The organism is Zymomonas mobilis subsp. mobilis ATCC 10988 (assembly GCF_000175255.2).
Taxonomy (GTDB): domain Bacteria; phylum Pseudomonadota; class Alphaproteobacteria; order Sphingomonadales; family Sphingomonadaceae; genus Zymomonas; species Zymomonas mobilis.
The window spans coordinates 661,383-683,299 of record NC_017262.1; the positions used below are offsets into that span (position 1 = coordinate 661,383).

Genomic DNA, 21,917 nt, shown 5'->3' on the forward strand with positions numbered 1-21,917 from the left:
TTTCAAAAAACGGAGCCTACCACACTTTAGACGCAAGGATAAAATAAAAAGAAGCAATTTATTTCCCGCAAAAATCTGTAAAATTACCAAAAGATAATCACTTGCAGATAAGGGACAGCTTCTTTTTTTGTTAAGAGTGATAGAATATTATCACCCTTTATCCCGTAACAGCCTTGCCTGATCGCGTTTCCAATCCCGTTCTTTGATCGTAGCACGCTTATCATGGGTCTTTTTACCACGTGCTATAGCCAACTCCAGCTTGGCTTTCCCCTTGTTGTTAAAATACAAACTGACCGGAATAACGGTCATCCCTTCACGAGAGACGGCTGTCTGCATCTTACGGATTTCCCGTTCATGAAGCAGCAATTTTCTGGGTCGTTTTGGTTCATGATTGAACCGGTTGCCATGACTAAATTCCGGAATATTGGCATTAATCAGCGTTACTTCGCCATTTTTAACCTCGGCATAGCTTTCAGCAATCGACCCCTGCCCGAAACGTAAAGATTTCACTTCGGTTCCGGTCAAAGCAAGACCAGCCTCGTAAAAATCTTCAAAAGCATATTCGTAACGGGCGCGCCGGTTCTCGGCGAGTATCTTTGATTTTTTAAACTGAGGTGGACGAAAAGCAGCCATCTTTTAAATCAACCTTGCATGGGAAAGCGCCGCATCAACCAAAGCCTTGCTATGATCGCTTGGCTGAACCAAAGGCAGACGCAATTCAGGCGAGAAATCAGGATACAGGCGGGACAAAGCATATTTGACCGGAGCCGGAGAGGAATCGCTAAACAAAGCAGAATGCAAAGGATAAAGACGATCCTGCAAAGCCAAAGCATCCTGATAGCGATTTTCAGCACAAGCCTTCTGGAAATCCGCAGAAAGTTTCGGCGCAACATTGGCCGTTACCGAAATACAACCAACACCACCCATGGCATTAAAGGCCAAAGCCATATCATCATTACCTGACAACTGGCAGAAATCAGAACCACAAGCCAATCTTTGTGCAGAAACCCGCGCAATATGCCCGCTAGCATCTTTCATGCCCACAATAGCAGGTAAACGCGACAGACGCGCCAAAGTTTCAACCGAGATATCGCTGCTGGTGCGCCCCGGAACATTATAAATCAGGATAGGAATCGGACTATTTTCAGCCAGATAGCTATAATGGGCATAAAGCCCTTCCTGACTAGGTTTGTTGTAATAAGGTAATACCACCAGACCCGCAGCGGCTCCGGCTTTGGCCGCATGGCGCAAATGGGCAAGTGACACCTTGGTATCATTCGATCCACATCCGGCAATTACCGGCACTCGACCTTTGGTCTGATCAATACAAACCGCCATAACATAGTTATGTTCTTCGATGGTCATCGTGGCACTTTCACCCGTGGTGCCACAGGGGACAAGCGCTGATGATCCGCCTTCAATCATCCGGTCAACATGCGCTCTGAAAACCACTTCATCAAACTTTCCGTTGCGAAACGGTGTCACAAGAGCAGGAATTGAGCCCGTGAACATTATCATCTCCTTCCCTTTGGTATGAAGCTGTCTCATATAGTAAAGACCATGGCCCATAACCAAAATTTACTATCGTCTGATAAAGACGTTAAGCCACGGCTGTCCAGACAGCCCAAGCAACGCAGACAGTTTCTTAAGCTGTGTGCGTCCATCATACCGGCTGGCCTGTTCCTTTCCGGGCAGAGTTACGGGCAACGCAATAGCATTGCCATCGTCAATCAGCCAGCAGAGACAGACAGTAAAATTGCAAAATGGCAACTATTACGTTCTGGCACATCATTATCTTTTCAGGATTATGCCTCTTTTCTGATAGAAAATCCTCACTGGCCTGCTGAAAACATTCTAAGAAAAGCCGCTGAAAAGAATTTAGCCGATGCTTTGACGGCTATAGGGGAAAAACCGCAACAAGCCTTGCGTTTTTTTCAACTCTATCCTCCAGTCTCCAATAATGGCCGCGCGGCTTATGCATTAATTCTGGATCAATATAATCAGCAAGCCGAAGCCATCACACAGGCCAAGGCCGCATGGACAGAAGGTTATCTGTCTCCAGATATCGAAAACAAACTTTTTGCCCGTTTCAATAACAGCTTCACAGCACAGGAGCAGGCGCTCCGAGAAGACCGGTTGTTATTTGGACATAATATCGAAGCCGCCCGTTTACAGCTTAATCGGGTCAGCGAAGATCAAAAGCCCGTTTTTGAAGCTCGCATTGCACTCCAGACAGGCGCCCCCGAAGCCGAAGCCCTTGTCTCGGCATTGGGGGCTGATGCTGACAATAATCCGGGTTTTCTGGCAGATCATGCTCAGTATTTACGAAGCAAAGCCCGCCCCTTTGATGCCCGATCTTTGCTGGCTGCGCCGCGACAATGGAAACAAGCTCCCAGCGATGCCGGAGAATGGCTCAATCTCCTGCTTACCTTTGCCAGGGCTACCGCAAATGACAAACAATATGCCCAGACCTTGGCGATTGTCCGGCAGGTTTACAGCCTCTATCCTGATAGCCGAAAGGTAAAGGAACAATCCTTCACGATCAGGGATCGCTATACCGATCTTCTTTTCTTGGGTGGTCGGACAGCTTTAAAATACCTCAACCAGCCCAAAGAGGCGTTAGGCTTTTTCAGCAATTACGCCGCCGCTTCCAAAAGCCCTCAAAGCCGTAGCCGAGGCTATTATTGGGCAGGTCGTTCGGCTTTAGCCATGCGGGATGATACCCTTGCCCGCCGCTATTTCGCAGCAGCAGGCCAATCCCCTGACCAGTTTTACGGCCAGCTTTCCCTTGAATTATTGGGACAGAGCGTACCAATCCCCCCTTATGGGGCTGCTCTGCCCGATTCTTCGCAGCAGAATATTTTCTACAGCAGCTCTCTGGTGCAAGCGACCATCCGCTTGGGACAGCAACAAAATTGGCGGGATCAAAGCCTGTTCTTGCGCGCGCTTGCAAACAGCCTAACCCGCCCCGAAGAATACGCGCTGGCCATTGATCTTAGTCAGCGCATCGGTAGACAAGACCTAGCCGTCATGGCCTGTCGTTCTATGCGGAATAGCGACCTGATTACCTATAATCGCAGCGGTTATCCAAGCTATTCCCTTCCCAATGAAAGCGAACCGAGCTGGGTGATGGTGCATGCCCTTTCCCGTCAGGAAAGCCAATTCGACCGCCACGCAAAAAGCAGCGTTGGCGCGCTTGGCTTGATGCAGCTCATGCCGAAAACGGCCAAAGATCAATCCCAGAAATTAGGCTTAGCCTATGACCCTGCGCGTCTGGTAAATGATCCGGCCTTCAACCTGACCTTAGGTGCCAGCTTTTACGAAAGAATGCGCAGCTATTATCAAGGCAGCCATCTTTTAGCGGTTGCCGCCTATAATTCAGGGCCCGGCAATGTGAATCGCTATCTTTCAAGCTATGGCGATCCTCGGATGCCTCATGCGGATGTCGTCGACTGGATCGAAGATTTTCCCTTAGATGAAACCCGTAACTACATCCAACGCGTCTTAGAAAATGCAGTTGTCTATAGTCGGATTGACCCCGACACCAATCGCAGCCGCGTTGGAGGTCAGGCCTTATCCGATTATCTAGGTGGCATGGATCACATCGGGCCCACCCTTTCGCGCTAACACAGCTAAGAAAGCCTGTTACAGGATAGCAGGCTTTTCTTTCACGGCCTTAAATCAAACAGGACAGACGTCCCGTGACAACGAAGAACCCTAACTACATCACACCACAAGGCTTGGAAAAGCTAAAGGAACGCTACCATCATCTGATGAATACCGAACGCCCCAAAATCGTTGAGATTGTCAGCTGGGCAGCCGGTAATGGAGATCGCTCTGAAAATGGCGACTACATCTATGGCCGGAAAAAGATGCGTGAGATTGACCGCGAATTATCATGGTTGTCACGCCGATTAAAAGCCGCCCGCGTTGTTGATCCCTCGGCAGTAGAAGATCGGTCAAAAGTCTGGTTCGGAGCCACCGTCACCATTGCTGACGAAGACGACAATCAACGCCAAGTCGCATTAGTCGGGGAAGATGAAGCCGATGCCAGCCAAGGCAGAATAAGCTGGAAGTCCCCATTAGCACGAGCATTGCGGGGCGCAGCTTTAGGCGATCTTAGAATTGTCCGCCTACCAGCCGGTGAAAAGGAATGGGAAGTTATAGAAATTGGCTATCCCGCTCCGACCTCAAAATAATAATAGAGGGAGGGATGCCCCAATCATCGGGCATCCTTCCAATAGGATTTATTCGCCCAGATCAATACCCAATTTTTCTTTAGCCAACAAAACGATTTCAGGATCAAGCGGCGGCGGCGCAGTAGGAAGATTTTTTTCCAACTCATCCGCAATCAACCCAAGTGATTGGATACGAGCATCCTGCTTATTATTGGCATCAATAATATGCCAAGGCGCCCAATGCATGTTGCATTGATCGAACATATCCAAAAAAGCCTTCTTATATTCATCCCGCTCGTCACGGGCATGAAAATCAGCCGGGCCAATCTTCATATGTTTCCAAGGATGCATCAAACGCCGCTTAAAACGCTCATCCTGCGTCTTATCAGAGATATGACAGAATATTTTAATGAGACGGGTGCCATTTTCACATTGCAGTGATTCAAAGGCATTGATCTCATCATAGCTACGCTGCCATTCTTCGTCACTAGCCAGCTTGTCGACCCGTTCAACGAGAACACGGCCATACCAGCTCCGATCAAAGATAGCGACTTCACCATTTCCGGGCATTTTTGTCCAAAAACGCCACAGGAAATGATGTGCTTTTTCTTCTTCAGTCGGAACACCGATAGGCCATACTCTGAAATGGCGCGGGTCCCATCCTGTCACCAATCGCTGGATAATACCGCTTTTTCCTGAGCTATCCGGCCCTTCGAATAAGATAATAGCCTTCCGACGATAGACGATATAGGCCACTAAAAGGTGAGCTAGTCTCTTTTGAAGCTGCACCAGTACTTTATCGTAATCGCCGCTAAACGGCTTTCCCTGTTCGTAATCAGCAAGATTGACAGACATGCGGCATTACCCCTCTGTTGGCATTATCAGATTTACGAAGCTGATTTCTGGGTAGGTTTCACCGCAATACGCAAAGACAGTTCTTTCAACTGCCGTTCACTTACGGCCGCCGGAGCGCCCATCATCAAGTCTTCTGCTTTTTGGTTCATTGGGAATAGAACGACTTCACGGATATTAGGTTCACCCGCCAACAGCATCACCATACGGTCAACACCCGGAGCAGCCCCACCATGCGGCGGCGCACCATATTTAAAGGCGTTAATCATACCGGCAAAGTTTTCATCAACCATAGCCTGATCATAGCCCGCGATTTCAAAGGCTTTGTACATGATCTCCGGCCGATGGTTACGGATAGCACCAGAAGACAATTCGATACCATTACAGACGATATCATATTGATAAGCCAAAATATCGAGCGGATCTTTCGTTTCCAAGGCTTCCATGCCACCCTGCGGCATCGAGAATGGATTGTGACTAAAGATGACCTGCTTGGCTTCTTCGTCATATTCGAACATCGGGAAATCGACGACCCAGCAGAAACGGAAGCTATCTTTTTCGATCAGATCGAGCAATTCACCAACGCGATTACGGGCAAGCCCTGCTAAACGAGCGGCCTCGCCTTCCTTACCGGCGGCAAAGAAAACGCCATCATTTTCACCAAGGCCAAGATCAGCCAACAGCTTTTGGGTCGCTTCTTCGCCGAGATTGCGGGCAATCGGGCCACCTGCTTCGCCATTTTTGATATTGATATAACCCAGACCAGCAAAACCTTCTTCGCGCGCCCAGTTATTCATATCATCAAAGAATTTGCGGCTATTTTTACCTGCTTCTGGTGCCGGAATAGCGCGAACAACGCCGCCTTTTGCGACCATACCAGCAAATAAACCGAAACCGGAATCACGGAAATGTTCGGTTACATCGCTAATTTTCAAAGGATTCCGCAAATCAGGCTTGTCGGAACCATAATAAAGCATAGCATCACGATAAGCGATACGCGGGAAAGGCGCAGGGGTAACAGTCTTACCGCCGCCGAATTCTTCAAAGACACCGGCTAAAACGGGTTCGATAGTCGCAAAGACATCTTCTTGGGTGACAAAGCTCATTTCAAAATCGAGCTGATAGAATTCACCCGGAGAACGATCGGCGCGGGCATCTTCATCACGGAAACAAGGTGCAATCTGGAAATAACGGTCGAAACCAGCAACCATCATCAACTGCTTGAACATCTGCGGAGCCTGCGGCAACGCATAGAATTTACCGGGATGAACGCGGCTTGGTACCAGATAATCGCGCGCGCCTTCTGGGCTGGATGCCGTCAAAATCGGGGTCTGATATTCGTTAAAGCCCTGCTCGATCATCCGGCGACGCAGGCTGGCGATGACATTGGAGCGTAAAACGATATTGCGATGTAAACGATCACGACGCAAATCAAGATAGCGATAACGCAAACGGATATCTTCAGGATAATCAGCTTCACCGGCGACCGGCAAAGGCAATTCTTGGGCAAAAGACTGGACATCGACTTCCGAAGCACGGATTTCGATTTCACCGGTTGCAAGATTGGGATTAACGACTTCCGGCGCTCTTTCAACGACTTCACCGGTAACGGTGATAACCGACTCGAGTCGTAATTGATCCAGTTTTTCGAAAACAGCCGAATCACTATCGGCAACAATCTGGGTCAAACCATAATGATCGCGAAGATCGACGAAAAGTAATCCACCGTGATCGCGTTTGCGATGCACCCAACCGGAAAGGCGGACTTTTTCGCCAACATTGGCGCGTCTAAGGGCTGAACAATTATGGGTGCGATAGGCATGCATGTATTAAATTTCCTGATTGCACGAGATTTTTGTTTACTGTTGCGCTTCGCTCGGACAGCTTGTCTTTGTCAAGGCACACAATCCGGTTAATAGTAGGCTTAATGCAGATTCATCCTCTTATCACAGATAGCGCAACGCTAGCCGCTCTTTGTTCCCGCTTATCCCGGGCTGACTTTATTGCCATAGATACCGAGTTTATTCGGGAAAACAGTTATTGGCCGGAGTTATGCCTGATTCAGATCGCGGATGATAAAGAAGCCGCAGCCATTGATCCACTGGCTCCTGGCCTGGATATGACCCCTCTTACTGATTTGTTGGTCAATAATGAAGATATTCTTAAGGTTTTTCATGCCGGAGGGCAGGATCTTGAAATTATTCTTCATCACACCGGCAAAATGCCCTTTCCTCTTTTTGACACACAAATTGCCGCTATGGCCTTGGGTGTTGGTGAACAGGTCGGCTATTCAAATCTGGTAGAAAGATATCTTTCTATCAAATTAGACAAAGGCGCAAGATTTACAGATTGGTCACATCGCCCGCTTGACCGGCGGCAGTTGGATTACGCCATTGCCGATGTCACCCATCTTGCGACTCTTTTCCCCATGCTGTTGAAAGAATTGCGGGATAAAGGGCGCGGCGCATGGCTCGATCAGGAAATGGAACGGCTGGCCGATCCTTCACAATATATCAATGATCCCGAAAAATCATGGCTTCGTATCCGAATGCCGAACCGGAAAGCGGATATCCTCGGTCGTCTCAAAGCCTTGGCCGCATGGCGCGAAATCGAGGCACAAAACCGTAATATTCCAAGGGGTCGTATCGCCAAAGATGAAACCTTGGCTGATCTGGCTATTCACCCCCCTCGCCGTCAATCCGATCTGGTAAAGGTGCGCGGACTTTCGGGCAGCTGGGGCAGTAATGACATTGGCCAAAGGCTGATGGAAGCAATCGAAAATGCCGAGGCTTTAAGACCCGAAGAAATTCCGCAACGCAATGACCGAAAATTATGCATCGGAAAAGACGGTGCAATGATTGCCGATTTGCTGAAATTATTGCTTAAAATGCGCGCTCGTGATGCCGAAGTTGCCGCCCGCCTTATCGCAAAAAGCGACGATATCGAGGGAATTATCGCGGGTGAACGCGAAAATAATCCGGTTTTGACTGGCTGGCGCTACGATATTTTTGGGAAAGAGGCCATTGCCTTGATTGAAGGTAAAATGGCTTTCAGCGTCCAAAAAGGCAAAATCGCCATGACCCTGATTGAAAAAGAATAATTGTAACCAAAACCTCTGCTATTCATCTGAATAGCAGAGGTTTTTTATACCGCTTTCAATAAATAAAGGCGGCGATCCTATAAAAATTCGACCACTTCGCTGGCTTCAAAACTATTCGCCAAAGACCGCAATCGGCGCAGGACGGTCTCGCCTTTTAATTTATAATTACCGGAAAATTGCAGGATAATTTTGTTATTCCGATAAAGAATAGTGCTTTTTTTCAGGCTAGTCGTTACACCGCCTGACAAACGCATACCCAAACGAATGGCTTTACCCCAACGCACAGCGCGGATCGTATCCGCTTCACTCAACAAATTATTAGTGATTTTCTTATCCATTGCACCGTCATAGCTGACGGCTAAAGCCTGACCGATCAAAGCCCGTCCATAGGCATCCAATCCGACCCAACGCCCATGTAGAATAATACTCAAAATTTGTTCAGCCCGAAAATCGGGATTAGCCTGCCAGGCGCTATCTGCCAATAAACAAGCCGCATGACGTAAACGGTGATAAGCGGGCGGATCTTGAGCAAAAAGGGTCGACATCCAATCGTAAAGCGCCTCACCCTGCTGATAAAAACGACCTGCCGTTTCACCGCGCTGATTGGCACTCCATAAAAGCGGGTCTAACTTGCGGGTTGCCTTATCAAGGCTAAGATAGAGCAAACCTTCCCTTAATCCATAAGCCGAAGTCACCAAGGCTCGGCTATGAAGATGACGGCTCACCACGGCTAACAACGCAGCTGCATCCGAAAGCTGCTCGACACGCGAAGTTGAAATATTCGCCTTATTTTTCAACTTCTTGGGACTATTGCGCTGAATAACCCGTATCAATTTGGAAGGTCGATCGGGCGACATGATATAATTATGTAAAACAGGGATCGGATAATGCCTGACATGCATATCCAATTTAGCCAAAGACCGCCAAGCGCCGCCGACCATATAGAAAGGCAAATCGCGGGCATCGGCCAGCCAATCAATCTTCTTAAAGGCTTCCGATATAAAGTTATCCAAAGCATTGCGGCTTTTTTTACGAATATCCGCAATTCTTAAAACACCCAAGGGCAAAGAAACTCTGTCCTTCACCCGCCCTTTCGATATACGGATCAGTTCAAGACTACCGCCACCCAAATCGCCAACAATTCCGTCTGCATCGGGGATAGCGGACAAAACGCCATAACCGGAAGCATAGCCCTCTTCTTCGCCCGACAAGACTTCAACTTCTAGCCCGATTTTGGCTATTTCACCGAGAAGGAAAGCTCCATTTTTAGCATCTCTCACCGCGGCTGTCGCAACCGTTCTAAGAGAGCTAAGTTCCATAATTTGCGCTAATTTCCAAAAACGCGTTAATTCGGATATTGCCAGCTCAATCGCTTTTTCATCAATTCGGCCATCTACTGGAATATTGCGGCCTAATTGGGCTGAAATCTTTTCATTGAACAGGATTCTCGGGGCGCGACTTAACTGGTCATACACCACCAGACGGATGGAATTAGAACCAATATCAATGATACCGATAGGTCCCGATTTGCACCATTTTTTCTGTTTCGGCATCGGGCATTTTTTATCCACGTCGTTCGATCCCTGCCTGTTATTCAATATCATGAAAAATCCGTTTTAAAGGGTCACTAGGACATAAAACTGGCCGCTAGGCAGGGAAAAACCTCCCTAATCCTATAATGCTCTTATCCTATCACAGAAAAAAATCATTCCTTTTTATAGAAATATCGCCAGCCCATTATTAAAAAACAACAGGCTGGCTTATTCCATGCTAGATCTCTTCTCTAAGCTGCAATTTCGGAATTTTATTTTCAATCAAGGCCGTGCCACGCCCTGACAAGGATGGATTGGTCATAAAATAATGATGCAGATTGAACAAATGTTCGGGGTCTTTAATGCGTTCATAGCGGCCATCTGGTAACAAACGCCAACTCTGTTCGCTATCCAATAAATTGGCGACCATAATCTGATCTAATACCTGCGCATGAACGGTCGGATTTTCGATCGGAACCAAAGTTTCAACGCGCCGGTCAAAATTCCGCTGCATCCAGTCAGCCGATGAAATAAAGACCAAGGCATCTTTATGGGGCAATCCATGTCCATTCCCGAAACAGACAATCCGGCTATGTTCCAAAAAGCGCCCGACAATAGATTTTACCCGAATATTATCGGACAACCCTGGCACTTGAGGCCGCAAGCAACAGATACCACGGACAATAAGGTCAATATGAACACCAGCCTGAGATGCCCGATACAGGCTTTCAATAATGGCCGGATCAACCACTGAATTTAATTTAGCCCAGATGACACCCGGCCGCCCTGCTTTGACATGCTCGATTTCAGCATCAATCAACTTCTGTAATTTATCCCGCAAACCATGCGGCGACAAAGACAACATTTCAAGATGCGGCGGCTCGACATAACCGGTGACATAATTAAAAAGCTGGGCGGCATCACGCCCTGCCCGCTGATCGGCGGTAAAGAAACTCAAATCAGTATAAATACGCGCCGTTACCGGATGGTAATTGCCGGTTCCGAAATGGCAATAGGTGCGATAACTGTTGCCTTCGCGACGAACAACCATCGAAACCTTGGCATGGGTTTTCCAGTCAATAAAGCCATAGACAACCTGAACCCCTGCCCGTTCCAATTGGGTCGCCCATTTCAAATTCTGTTCTTCATCAAAACGGGCTTTCAACTCAACCAAGGCCGTTACCGATTTCCCCGCATCAGCCGCGTCAACCAGCGAGCGAATAACCGCGGATTGTTTACCAGCGCGGTATAATGTTTGCTTGATAGCCACGACATCGGGATCGGCGGCTGCTTGCTGTAAAAAGGCCAAAACGACGTCAAAGGTTTCGTAGGGGTGATGGACGATGATATCTTTTGCGCGAATAGCTGCGAAGCAGTCGCCGCCATATTCCATAATCCGTTCGGGAAATCGAGGCGTGAAAGGCGCGAATTTTAAATCCGGCCTCTCTTCTTCCACCATTCGACTTAAATCAGAAATAGCGAGGAAACCGCTGCTCTGGAATAAAATTGCATCACCGCTAATCTCATCACAAACCAGTTTTTCCAAATCCGGCGGCATATCTTTTTCCATTTCCAGCTGGATAACACGCCCTTTGCGGCGCATTTTCAACGCAGAATGGAAAGACAGAACAAGATCTTCGGCCTCTTCCTGAAATTCGATATCACTATCACGGATAAGACGGAATGCACCGTGACTGATGACATCAAAACCGGGGAAAAGAATAGAAACAAAACGCCGGATCAAGGTCTCAATCGCAACATAACGCGCCGGATTTTGCGGTGAACTGGCACCAGAAGGTAAACGGATAAAACGCGGCAAGGTCGACGGAATCATCAATAATTCACGCACCGGAATTTTATCAACCTGCCGCACCAGATCAAAAACAAGGCTAAAGCCTTTATTCGGAATAAAGGGGAAAGGATGCGCTGGATCAAGCGCTTGCGGTGTCAAAACCGGAAAAACCTGTTCCCGAAAATGATTTTCCAAAATTTCGGCATCTTCGCCGTTAATTTCGTCGATATTCAACACTTGAATACCAACGGTTTTCATCTCTTCACGCAACGACAACCAACATTCTTGCTGGCTTGCCATCAATTCGCGGGTGCTCTCTGTCAACGCCGCTAATTGCTGACCAATCGTCATACCGTCATTGGAATACGCATTCAGGCTTTGCAGTTGCTGGCCTTTTAATCCGGCCACGCGAACCATGAAAAATTCATCAAGATTATTGCCGGAAATAGACAGGAAACGTAACCGCTCCAATAACGGATGAACCTTGTTGCCAGCCTCTTCAAGGACGCGATGATTAAAGGACAACCATGACAATTCCCGATTAAAAAAACGTTCATTCAGAGGTAGTTGGGCAATAAGGGACATATTATTTTCTTTCATCCATTAAGCGGAAAAGAACCACTGGCAGCTATCTCGACAAAAACGATCAGGCGCTTTCTCAACTTTGTATAGTGACAGATCTGATTTTCGAATCAACTCTATCAAAGATATGTGATATTTTTATAAAACCGCTTTTCTTTCTTCCGGTTGCCCCATAACGACAAAAAAAGACGACCCCGAATTATATTTTTCGGCCACGTCTTTCTTCATCGGGGATTTCTTCACCGGCCATAATCGCGCGCACCATATTCAGGGTAATCGGGCCCCGTCTTTTCAAGGCCGCCTGATCCAACTTGTCGATCCAGTCCAAAACCGCAATATAATTATGCTCGATACGCGGCGTTACCCATTCCAATATTTCGGTTGAAACTGGCAATCCACGTCGCCCCAAACGCCTTTCAATCAAGGCCGCAATCAACGAATCGTCCGGTGCCTTAATCACCAAATGGGGGCTCGCTATCATTCGAGAACGTAAATCCGGCAATCTAATTTTCCAAAGCGGCGGCGGTTGATCGGCAATCACCAACAAAGGTCGCTTTAATCGCTCCGCCCTATTCCATGCATGGAAAATAAATTCTTCTGACCGTCTTTCCGCATTATCAATCAATTCGCCGCCGGTGCGGGCAACAAACAGTCGCCCCAAAAGGCTGCGCCCCGATTTACGCATACCTGTTAAAAGCGCCGATTTTACAGGCCATTTCTGCCACAAACGCAACTGCTCAACGGCGATATTATTGGCGTCACTGACAATAAAATCTCCATCATTTTCTGGCTCTGGCCAGATCAGAGGCAATGCCATCTGGGTGACAGGAGGAGAAGAGGTCATCGGTCAGGGCGTGGGCGCCAAGGGCGCCTCCTTTCTTTTTTCGGGGCTGGATAAGCCAGCTTGGTTATCATTTTTCAAAACAGCCTTCCCTTGCGGGGAAGAAACCGGCGTTGGGGTTATCGTTCTTTGCGTAAATGTCGACACTTCCGAAGCCGGAGCCTCGATAGAAATAAAGGTCTGATCATTTTCAAGATTACCGCCAAACAAAGCCATCATATAGATCGCATCTATATGCTCAACACCTTGTTTTAATAAGACAGGTAAATTCTCTACCGAAGCCGTTTTTAAAGTAAAATGGCCTAATATTTTTTGATCAATACCGTATTTCGCTAAAAAGGAAACAGAAACAGGGCCTCCCGGCCAACTATAATGCAACCGTATTTCAGGAGTCAAAAGACCACTCGCGCCATATTGCTCCAAAATATTTTGCCATTGTGCCTTATTATGGCTGCCAAGCTGGGTCGCATTCAACAAAACTGGATCAAGATTATCGCCAGTCGGCCTGACATAGGCAATGTGACTATGGCTGGTTTTGAATTCTGCCCAGGCTTTTTGCCAGGCATTCCGCCATTCAAAACTAATCGGCGCTCCGGCTGTCCATGTCAAAGGCACCAATAACATCGGCGAAGAATGGTGATGATTCTTGCGAAGGCCAAGTAACGCCCCACCCCGCGCCCGATCGAACTCTACCCCCAAAGTAGCAATATAACGATTCGCGCTAATCTCTTCTTTTTCAACCACTACCGAAGACACAATCGAATCCAGCTTTTTGTCAGAAAAAGGCGTGGTTGGATCTTTCAGATTATCATCGCGGTCAAAATCATTCCGCTTGTCCCACAATAATTGCCAGGCTTTTCTCTCTGCCAAACGCCATCCAATCAATCGGGCATTTTCACCTGATGAAGCACTGACATCGACACGAATACCGGTGACCAACAAATTTTCGGTTGTCTCAACTGGCGGAATACCTCTATCTCCCGGTTCAAGCTGGGCATAGGCAATGGTCGGGAACAAACTGTAACCGGTTATTATGGCCGGTAACAATCCGAAGAAAAAACGGGAAACTCCGTCAAAAAATGCTAATCTCCGCTTCACATGCAACCTTTTGAACAGTTCAGCTTAGAAATCCAAGTCTGATGGTGTAGGGCTTTTTTTATGACTAATAACAGCACGCAAAAATACAGTTATGCCGATGCCGGCGTTTCTATCGCAACCGGTAATGCGCTGGTCAAAGCCATTGCACCCCTTGCCCGTGCGACGGCGAGAGCCGGAGCCAATGCCGATCTCGGAGGTTTCGGCGGCTTTTTTGATTTAAAAGCAGCCGGCTTCAATGATCCGTTACTGGTCGCGGCGAATGATGGTGTCGGAACCAAGGTAAAATTGGCGATTACCGGCAACCGTCACGATCATGTAGGCATTGACCTTGTGGCGATGTGTGTCAATGACCTGATTGTCCAAGGTGCCGAACCTTTATTCTTTTTAGACTATTTTGCTTCAGGTCATCTCGATCCCGAATTAGCCAAAAGAGTCATCGCAGGTATTGCCGAAGGCTGCAAGATTGCCGGCTGCGCTTTGATCGGTGGCGAAACGGCTGAAATGCCCGGCCTCTACGCCGATGGCGATTACGATCTGGCGGGTTTCTCTGTTGGTGCCGTCGAACGTTCTCAAGTGTTGGAAGCAGGTCGCGTCCGTGCGGGTGACATCATTCTGGGTATGGCCTCTTCCGGTGTTCACTCCAACGGTTTTTCGCTTGTCCGCAAATTAGCCGACGGCCAAAAATGGGATTTAAAGGCTCCAGCGCCTTTCAAAAAGGACACGCTTCTTATTGATGTCTTGATGGAACCGACCCGCATTTATGTCCGGTCACTATTACCTCTCATCCGCCAGAATGTCATTGCAGCCTTGGCACATATCACCGGCGGCGGTTTGCTTGAAAATATTCCGCGCACGCTTCCCGACAACTGCCATGCCGTTATTGATGCCAATCGTTGGGAACAGCCGGATTTGATGCAATTCTTGCAGCAAGAAGGCAATCTTGATCCCGCCGAAATGGCGAGAACCTTTAACTGCGGTATTGGCATGGCGGTAATCGTCCATCCCGAAGATGCTGCCACCGTCCAAGCCGCTTTACATGAAGCAGGCGAAAGTGTTTATTCCATCGGAATAATCGAAGAAGGTCAGAAAGGCTGCACAGTTGCAGGCAAAGCCGGAAGCTGGAACAGCACTTCAGACTGGAAAGTAACCCATAATGGCTAATAGCCCAGCAAAGAAGAAGGTCGGTGTTTTAATCTCCGGCCGTGGATCGAATATGGAAGCCTTGATCGAGGCTTCCAACCGCCCCGATTGCCCTTATGAAATCACCTTGGTCTTCTCCAATATTGAAGATGCCCAAGGCCTCAAAATCGCCGAAGAGGCTGGCATCAAAACAGCTTTTCTCGATCATCGCGGACATGGCGGACGGGCAGCTTATGATCAAAAAGTGCTGGCTATCTTACAGGAAGCCAAACTCGATATCGTGGTTCTCGCCGGTTATATGCGGATTGTAACGCCGGAATTTGTCTCAGCATGGGAAGGCCGGATGCTCAACATCCACCCCGCCCTTTTACCGAGCTTTACTGGACTTGATACCCATAAACGCGCGCTAGAATCTGGGGTCAGATGGCATGGCTGCACCGTGCATTTTGTCACTTCCGAACTAGATGCTGGGCCCATCATCACACAGGCGGCCGTTCCGGTCTACGAAGACGACACCGAAGATAGCTTGGCAAAAAGGGTGTTGAAAGAAGAACACCGCATCTACGCCGAGGCGCTAGAAGACCTTGCTGCCGATCGTCTTATTCTCAAAGATAACCGCGTTTTTCATAAGAAAGGATAATCTTATGACAAAGGAATCTTCTGTCAAAATCGGTTTGATTGGCGCGGCTGGCCGGATGGGGAAAGCCATTCAAGAAGCCGCATCACAGCAAGACATTCAGCTATCTGGTGGCATCGGCCGGAAAGGTGCCGAATTCGGCAGCTATAACGATAGCGAAAGTCTGGCCAAGGCCTCTGATGTTTTGATCGACTTTTCAACGGCGGCGGCTCTTAAAGATAATATCGAAGCCGCCCTCCATCACAAAAAACCGATTATTATCGGCACGACCGGCCTTACGGAAGCCGATCACCAACTGATTGAGCAAGCCGCTTCTAAAATTCCGGTTATCTTGGCCGCTAACACCTCGCTTGGGGTCAATATGCTGGCTGCTTTGGTCAAACAGGCTGCCGCCAAATTAGGCAGCGATTGGGATATCGAAATTGTGGAGATGCATCATCGCCACAAGAAAGATGCTCCATCAGGCACAGCTTTATTACTAGGACGTGCCGCCGCCGAAGGCCGTGGCGAAAAATTGGAAGACATCGCCGATTTACAGCGCTGCCCCGCCACCGAACCGCGCGAAACAGGCCGGATCGGCTTTGCCAGCTTACGGGGTGGCTCGGTTGCAGGCGACCATATGGTTGTTTTTGCGAGCGAAGGTGAAAGAATCGAATTAGGCCACCGCGCCGAAAGTCGGATTATTTTTGCCCGTGGTGCTTTGAAGGCCGCGCTTTGGCTTGCCGATCAATCTGCCGGATTTTACCAGATGAAGGACGTTCTTGGTTTATGACCCCCGATTCTGTTGAAGAATTTTATCGGCGCTTAGCCAAGGATAATCCCAATCCGCGTTCGGAATTGGTTTTCAAAAATCCTTATACTTTACTGGTATCGGTTGTCCTGTCCGCACAGGCAACCGATGTCAGCGTTAACAAGGCGACTGAACCGTTATTCAAAATTGTCGACACCCCGCAACAGATGGTTAACCTCGGGGAAGATCGCTTGAAAGACTATATCCGATCCATCGGGCTTTATAATAACAAAGCCAAAAATATCATTGCCCTGTCGCATATTCTGGTTGAAAAATACCAAGGACAAGTGCCTGCCGATCAAAAGGCATTGGAAGCGTTACCGGGGGTTGGACGGAAAACTGCTTTGGTCGTTTTGAATGTCGCCTTCAATCGTCCTACCATCGCGGTCGACACCCATATTTTTCGGGTTGCCAACCGGACAGGACTTGCCCCTGGCAAAGATGTCCGCGCTGTCGAAAAGGCATTAGAAGACGTCACGCCCGAAAAATATCGCCTTCATGCGCATCATTGGCTCATTCTTTTCGGACGTTATATCTGTAAGGCCAGAAAACCCGAATGCCTGCGCTGCTTCGAATCTGACCTTTGCGCCGCCGTCAAGGAAACGGGTATTCCCCTTCAATCCTGATGCATCGCCTAGGATTCGAGGTCTTCAATATTGATCTTGAATATTCGGGCGATCACATCGGCTGAATGCCCTGCCCTTGCCATAGCCGCAAAATGCCGCCTTTTAATTTTGATATCATCCCGATCCTCTTTTTCATAAAAAGGGCCCAGATGGCGTTTTTTGGCATAATGCAAAGCCGTTTCCATGGCTGAATCGTTATTTTCTGTCAGACTATCAATAATCTTTTCATCAATACCAGCTGCTTTTAAAGCCGATTTCACCCTAATTTTGCCATATCCTCGTCTTTTAAAGGCATTATATTTCATTTCTGCAAATAGGGGGTCATTGATATAGCCAAGATTGATACAATAAGAAATAATCGCATAAATATCAGGGGGTGCGGTGCCAATCCACCCAGACTGATTTATTTTTCGTTTCAAATACTCTGACAATTTTTTCGAAGATGTTGCATAACGTCCAACATAATATAAAGCGAGTTGACGTAATGAATCCTCATCAAGAGGTTTGCGTTGCTTGTCTTTTAAATGGTGATGCACGACTTGCGTCTCTGTCATAGTTTGATAAAGAATTGGGCAGTTATTATCCCGGGATATGGGCGGGATATTTTCTGACAGCATACTCTAAAAAGGTATGCCCCGGGGAGGAATAAACGTTGTCGACTTTGGTCGGAAAGAAAAATGCTGTGGGCGATCAAGAACCAGTTTTAAAACCTACGCCTACCAATGATGATCAGGTAGCACGCCGCCGCTGTGATTTTGATACGATGGGCGAAGCCTTGGATTACGCGGCGTTATCCAAAAAAGGCATGAATTTTCATGATGCGCGTGGGTCACTTATCAGACCCTATCCCTTCAGTGAATTGCGTGCCGATGCTCTAAAGATGGCTTCAAGGCTGATTGCACGGGGGATGAAACCCGGTGACAGATTGGCTTTAATTGCAGAAACCTGTCCAGAATTTGCGGCTTTGTTTTTTGGGGCGATTTATGCCGGTGTTTGGCCGGTGCCGCTTCCTTTACCGACATCTTTTGGCGGGAAAGAAGCCTATATCGACCAATTGGCGATCCAGCTTAAAAGCAGTGATCCCAGCCTGATTGCCTATCCAAAGGAATTATCGGAATTTGCCGAAAAAGCCGCTGCCAAAAATGGCGTGAAGGCGATGGCATGGGATGATCTTCTACTCGAAGATGCCCCCGTTATTGAATTACCCAAGGCGAAGAAAGACGATATCGCCTATCTTCAATATTCCAGTGGTTCCACGCGTTTCCCGCATGGCGTTATTATTACCCATCAAGCGTTGCTCAGCAATTTGAACGCGCATGGCTTGGGCATGAATATGCGGAATAATGACCGCTGTATTTCATGGCTGCCTTGGTATCATGATATGGGTCTGGTCGGCTGTATGCTGTCGATCATAGCCAATCAGATTTCAACCGATTATCTAAAAACCAATGACTTTGCCCGCCGACCGCTGGCATGGCTTGATTTAATCACGCGGAATGAAGGCTATTCGATCAGCTATTCTCCGACTTTTGGCTATGATATTTGCGCGCGCCGCATGTCCAGCCAAACGAAAGCCGCTGACCGCTTTGACCTGTCCCGTTGGCGGGTTGCGGGTAATGGCGCGGATATGATCCGGCCTGATGTTATGCAGAAATTTGTTGATGCCTTCTCCGAAGCAGGCTTCAACCCCAATGCCTTTATGCCTTCCTATGGTCTGGCCGAAGCAACCCTTGCGGTTTCCTTGATGCCATTGAACGAAGGTATTCGGGTCGAAATGGTCAAGGAAAGCCTTCTTTCCGGTAGCCAAGCAGATGAAAACCAACCGGAAAGATATCGTTCGATTGTCAATTGCGGCAAACCCGTCAAAGACACGACGATTTCTATCCGTAATGCCGATGGCAAAGATTTACCGGAACGCGAAGTTGGCCAAGTCTGGGTCAAAGGCCCCGGCATCATGAGCGGCTATTTTCGTGACAAAGAATCAACCGATGCCTGCATGGTCGATGGTTGGCTTGATACGGGCGATATGGGCTATATGTCCGACGGCTATATTTATATTGTTGGCCGGGCCAAAGATATGATCCTCGTCAATGGTTGTAACTATTGGCCACAGGATATCGAATGGGCCGTTGAACAGCTCCCCGGTTTCAAAGGGGGCGATATCGCCGCTTTTGCGATCACGACCGAATCTGGCGAAGAAATGCCAGCGGTTTTGGTGCAATGCCGGATGTCCGATTCCGAAGAAAGAAAGAAACTGCACGCTGAGATCAATCAGAAAGTGCGGACGATGATCGGGATGCCCTGCATGGTGGCCTTGGTGCCACCGCGTTCATTGCCTCGTACCAGCTCCGGTAAATTAAGCCGTGTGAAAGCACGGAATATGTATCTGACCGGTGCAATCAAGGCCTATGATCTGGACTAACCGTTTTTGAAATATATCCTTGCCGCTTTTTCTTCAGGCAAGGATATCTTCTCATAATTTGGCTTTCTCATCCTTTTCTTCTTCCTTACAAGGAAAGGATGATGAAACGCCTTTTTTCTCTTCTCCCCAAAATAGATACTGTCCGAAATAACCGGAATTTCGGAAGAAAAAAGACCAAGGCTTGGCTAGCCTCTCTACTCCTTCCTATCAGCCTTGCAGTTTCATCACCCTACCCGCTCTGGGCATCATCTGCTCTTTCCAAAACACCCGTTTCCTCTTCCCAAGAGACGCTCTTAGCCGCTTTAGAAAAATGGATGGCTTTACCTCGGGATAGCCAACTGACGGCCGCTCATCATCATAAAGAATGGGCTTTTGTTCGGTACCAAGCCGGACAACATCAGCTCCTCTTAACCCGTCCCGATCCCCAAGCCGACAGCTTGCCGCTAGATTGTATTCTGGCACATTATAAGGAAGATGACGGGCAAGCGCTCTATAACCTCACCTTCTCGCCGGATGACAGCCAACTGGCTTATGTTCGCGGCGGTGATCCTGAATTTCCAGATGCCCCACCACCGAACCCGACTTTCCAACCGCAAGCCCCCGAAGCCACAATTCATCTGATTGATCTGACTTCAGCCTCGGATAACATTATCGCCTCCGGCTATAATCCGGTCTTTTCGCCTGATGGCCAATCTCTCGTCTATATCTCGAAAAACAGCTTGTGGCTGTATAAACGGGACAGCCAAACACCTCCTCAAAAACTTTTTACGATTAAAGGGCATATTCGCGATCTTAGCTGGTCACCTAATGGTCAATCACTGGCTTTTGTCGATGATCGCATCGACCACGGCTTTATTGCCTTATATCGCATAACAAGCGGCCAATTAGAGTATTTACCCGCCGCTTTTGGTAATGACCTTTTTCCGGTTTTTTCGCCGGACAGCCAAAAACTCGCTTTTATTCGTGCCTATGAACCGCCTCAGTCCATATCTTCCCCTGACCGTGAAAAGGGTTGGTGGTCGCTGATTATTGCAGATATAAACGATCTCACCCTTACTGAAAAATGGCATGCTCCCAAAGGCCAAGGCGAGGCCTATGCCGGAACCCGTCATCAAAATCTTTATTGGACAGAGCAAAACCAGATTTTATTCCCTTGGGAGCAAGATGGCTGGCTCCATATCTACAGCCTCAATCCCGATAACGGGAAAGTCTCGCCTTTAATGCAGGGTGCTTTTGAGGTAGAACAATTCATCGTCGATAAGGCCAAAAACAGGCTCATCTATAGCGCTAATCGTGATAACCGCGATCATTACAGCCTTTGGGCGCGCTCTCTATCTTCAGAAAAAACGGAAAGATTGGGCAGTCAAGAGTCTCTCGCTTTTCAACCCGCGATAGCCAACGGAGCCTTGGCGGCTTTAATCAGCAATAACTTCCAACTTCCCCATCCGGCGCTTGTGACCGAAAATAGCTTTCATAGCCTGACCTCGGAAAAGGCGTGGGATATCGCCCGCCAAAACTTTACACCCATTGAAAGCGTTCATTTTCTGGCCTCTGATGGGAAAGAGAGTTACGGCCAATTTTTTGCAGCACGCCATAACCGCAATAAACCGCATCCGACCCTCCTCTTTCTGCATGGCGGGCCCCGACGGCAAATGCTGGACGGTTTCCCAGCGCAAAATTATTACCAGAATGCTTATATCTTTAATCAATTCCTCGCCAATAACGGCTATAATGTCCTAAGTGTCAATTATCGCGGCGGCAGCGGCTATGGCCACGACTATCGCGAAGCCCCTGAAACTGGGCGGCAAGGTGCCAGTGAATATCGCGACATTATGGGGGCAGTTCGCTACCTCCAAAACCGCCCTGATGTTGATAAGGCGCATATCGCGCTATGGGGTGGCAGTTGGGGCGGTTATCTGACCGCTTTGGCTCTGGCTCGAAACAGCGATATTTTTAAAGCCGGTGTCGATTTCCATGGGGTGCATAATATGCTGCGCCCCGCTCCGGCTAACCTCTCGCCCGATGCCCAAAGAGAATCTCAAAAGCTAATGTGGCAATCGTCACCCTTGGCTAATCTCGATCAATGGCGCGCGCCGGTTTTGGTCATTCACGGGGATGACGATCACAATGTGCCCTTCACACAGTCAGAAGAACTGACCCATTTGTTACAAAATCGCGGGATTCCGCATGAAGAACTGGCCTTCCCGAATGAAAGGCATGGCTTCCTTCTTCATCGCCATTGGTTGACCGCATATAACAAAAGTTTTCTTTTTATATCCCGCTATCTATATGAAAATGCAGGAAAAAATGTTAATGAGTAACGGTCT

At 48.2% G+C, this 21,917-nt stretch carries 18 protein-coding genes; 9 read left to right on the plus strand and 9 right to left on the minus strand.

Annotated features, from left to right (window positions below; all coding sequences use genetic code 11):
- Positions 1–150: 150 nt before the first annotated feature.
- Together smpB and dapA are read right to left on the minus strand one after the other, a co-directional pair.
- Positions 151–633 carry an SsrA-binding protein SmpB gene (gene smpB, locus ZMOB_RS02940; RefSeq protein WP_011240607.1) on the minus strand — a complete coding sequence of 161 codons (483 nt, stop codon included), beginning with the start codon at positions 631–633 and terminating at the stop codon, positions 151–153.
- 3 nt (positions 634–636) lie between these two features.
- Complete coding sequence (gene dapA / locus ZMOB_RS02945; protein ID WP_014500586.1) at positions 637–1,512, minus strand: 4-hydroxy-tetrahydrodipicolinate synthase; 876 nt, start codon at positions 1,510–1,512, stop codon at positions 637–639.
- Between the two features lie 48 nt (positions 1,513–1,560).
- Here dapA and ZMOB_RS02950 point away from each other — a divergent pair, with 48 nt between their 5' ends.
- On the plus strand, positions 1,561–3,627 hold the full coding sequence (locus ZMOB_RS02950) for a lytic transglycosylase domain-containing protein (protein ID WP_252507306.1): 2,067 nt from the start codon (positions 1,561–1,563) through the stop codon (positions 3,625–3,627).
- A gap of 74 nt (positions 3,628–3,701) precedes the next feature.
- Positions 3,702–4,199 (plus strand): transcription elongation factor GreB, encoded by a 498-nt coding sequence (gene greB, locus ZMOB_RS02955; protein ID WP_011240604.1) that lies wholly within the window; start codon positions 3,702–3,704, stop codon positions 4,197–4,199.
- Positions 4,200–4,247: 48 nt separating this feature from the next.
- Here the strand turns inward: greB and ZMOB_RS02960 are convergent, their stop codons facing one another.
- Entirely contained in the window at positions 4,248–5,033 is a 786-nt protein-coding gene (locus ZMOB_RS02960; RefSeq protein WP_014500588.1) for a polyphosphate kinase 2 family protein, read from the minus strand.
- Between the two features lie 32 nt (positions 5,034–5,065).
- Positions 5,066–6,856, minus strand: a complete 1,791-nt coding sequence (gene aspS, locus ZMOB_RS02965; RefSeq protein WP_014500589.1) for an aspartate--tRNA ligase — start codon at positions 6,854–6,856, stop codon at positions 5,066–5,068.
- A 101-nt stretch (positions 6,857–6,957) separates the two neighbouring features.
- Between aspS and rnd the strand changes: the two genes are divergently transcribed.
- Entirely contained in the window at positions 6,958–8,130 is a 1,173-nt protein-coding gene (rnd, locus tag ZMOB_RS02970) for a ribonuclease D (protein WP_011240601.1), read from the plus strand.
- A gap of 77 nt (positions 8,131–8,207) precedes the next feature.
- On the opposite strand, the gene ZMOB_RS02975 is transcribed toward rnd, so the two are convergent.
- The 4 genes from ZMOB_RS02975 to ZMOB_RS02990 all read right to left on the minus strand — a co-directional run bounded on the left by ZMOB_RS02975 (position 8,208) and on the right by ZMOB_RS02990 (position 13,975).
- Complete coding sequence (locus ZMOB_RS02975) at positions 8,208–9,701, minus strand: Ppx/GppA family phosphatase (protein WP_252507307.1); 1,494 nt, start codon at positions 9,699–9,701, stop codon at positions 8,208–8,210.
- Positions 9,702–9,900: 199 nt separating this feature from the next.
- A complete protein-coding gene (locus ZMOB_RS02980) occupies positions 9,901–12,039 on the minus strand; it encodes an RNA degradosome polyphosphate kinase (RefSeq protein ID WP_014500591.1) in 2,139 nt (712 codons plus the stop codon).
- A 196-nt stretch (positions 12,040–12,235) separates the two neighbouring features.
- Positions 12,236–12,880 carry an HdaA/DnaA family protein gene (locus tag ZMOB_RS02985; protein WP_011240598.1) on the minus strand — a complete coding sequence of 215 codons (645 nt, stop codon included), beginning with the start codon at positions 12,878–12,880 and terminating at the stop codon, positions 12,236–12,238.
- A gap of 3 nt (positions 12,881–12,883) precedes the next feature.
- Positions 12,884–13,975, minus strand: a complete 1,092-nt coding sequence (locus ZMOB_RS02990; RefSeq protein ID WP_011240597.1) for a hypothetical protein — start codon at positions 13,973–13,975, stop codon at positions 12,884–12,886.
- 60 nt (positions 13,976–14,035) lie between these two features.
- On the opposite strand from ZMOB_RS02990, the gene purM reads away from it, so the two are divergent.
- The 4 genes from purM to nth are packed head-to-tail and all read left to right on the plus strand — an operon-like array spanning position 14,036 to position 17,168.
- Positions 14,036–15,136 carry a phosphoribosylformylglycinamidine cyclo-ligase gene (gene purM / locus ZMOB_RS02995; RefSeq protein ID WP_014500592.1) on the plus strand — a complete coding sequence of 367 codons (1,101 nt, stop codon included), beginning with the start codon at positions 14,036–14,038 and terminating at the stop codon, positions 15,134–15,136.
- A complete protein-coding gene (purN, locus tag ZMOB_RS03000) occupies positions 15,129–15,755 on the plus strand; it encodes a phosphoribosylglycinamide formyltransferase (RefSeq protein ID WP_014500593.1) in 627 nt (208 codons plus the stop codon). Before purM ends, purN begins: the two co-directional genes overlap by 8 nt.
- Before the next feature lie 4 nt (positions 15,756–15,759).
- Entirely contained in the window at positions 15,760–16,524 is a 765-nt protein-coding gene (gene dapB, locus ZMOB_RS03005; RefSeq protein ID WP_011240594.1) for a 4-hydroxy-tetrahydrodipicolinate reductase, read from the plus strand.
- Complete coding sequence (nth, locus tag ZMOB_RS03010; RefSeq protein WP_014500594.1) at positions 16,521–17,168, plus strand: endonuclease III; 648 nt, start codon at positions 16,521–16,523, stop codon at positions 17,166–17,168. Before dapB ends, nth begins: the two co-directional genes overlap by 4 nt.
- An 8-nt stretch (positions 17,169–17,176) precedes the next feature.
- Here the strand turns inward: nth and ZMOB_RS03015 are convergent, their stop codons facing one another.
- Positions 17,177–17,722 carry a regulatory protein RecX gene (locus tag ZMOB_RS03015; protein ID WP_011240592.1) on the minus strand — a complete coding sequence of 182 codons (546 nt, stop codon included), beginning with the start codon at positions 17,720–17,722 and terminating at the stop codon, positions 17,177–17,179.
- Between the two features lie 98 nt (positions 17,723–17,820).
- On the opposite strand from ZMOB_RS03015, the gene ZMOB_RS03020 reads away from it, so the two are divergent.
- Both ZMOB_RS03020 and ZMOB_RS03025 read left to right on the plus strand, forming a co-directional pair.
- A complete protein-coding gene (locus ZMOB_RS03020) occupies positions 17,821–19,590 on the plus strand; it encodes a fatty acyl-AMP ligase (RefSeq protein WP_014500596.1) in 1,770 nt (589 codons plus the stop codon).
- Between the two features lie 98 nt (positions 19,591–19,688).
- Positions 19,689–21,911, plus strand: coding sequence for a S9 family peptidase (locus ZMOB_RS03025; RefSeq protein WP_252507308.1), 2,223 nt, complete (start codon positions 19,689–19,691; stop codon positions 21,909–21,911).
- The last annotated feature ends 6 nt before the right edge of the window (positions 21,912–21,917 follow it).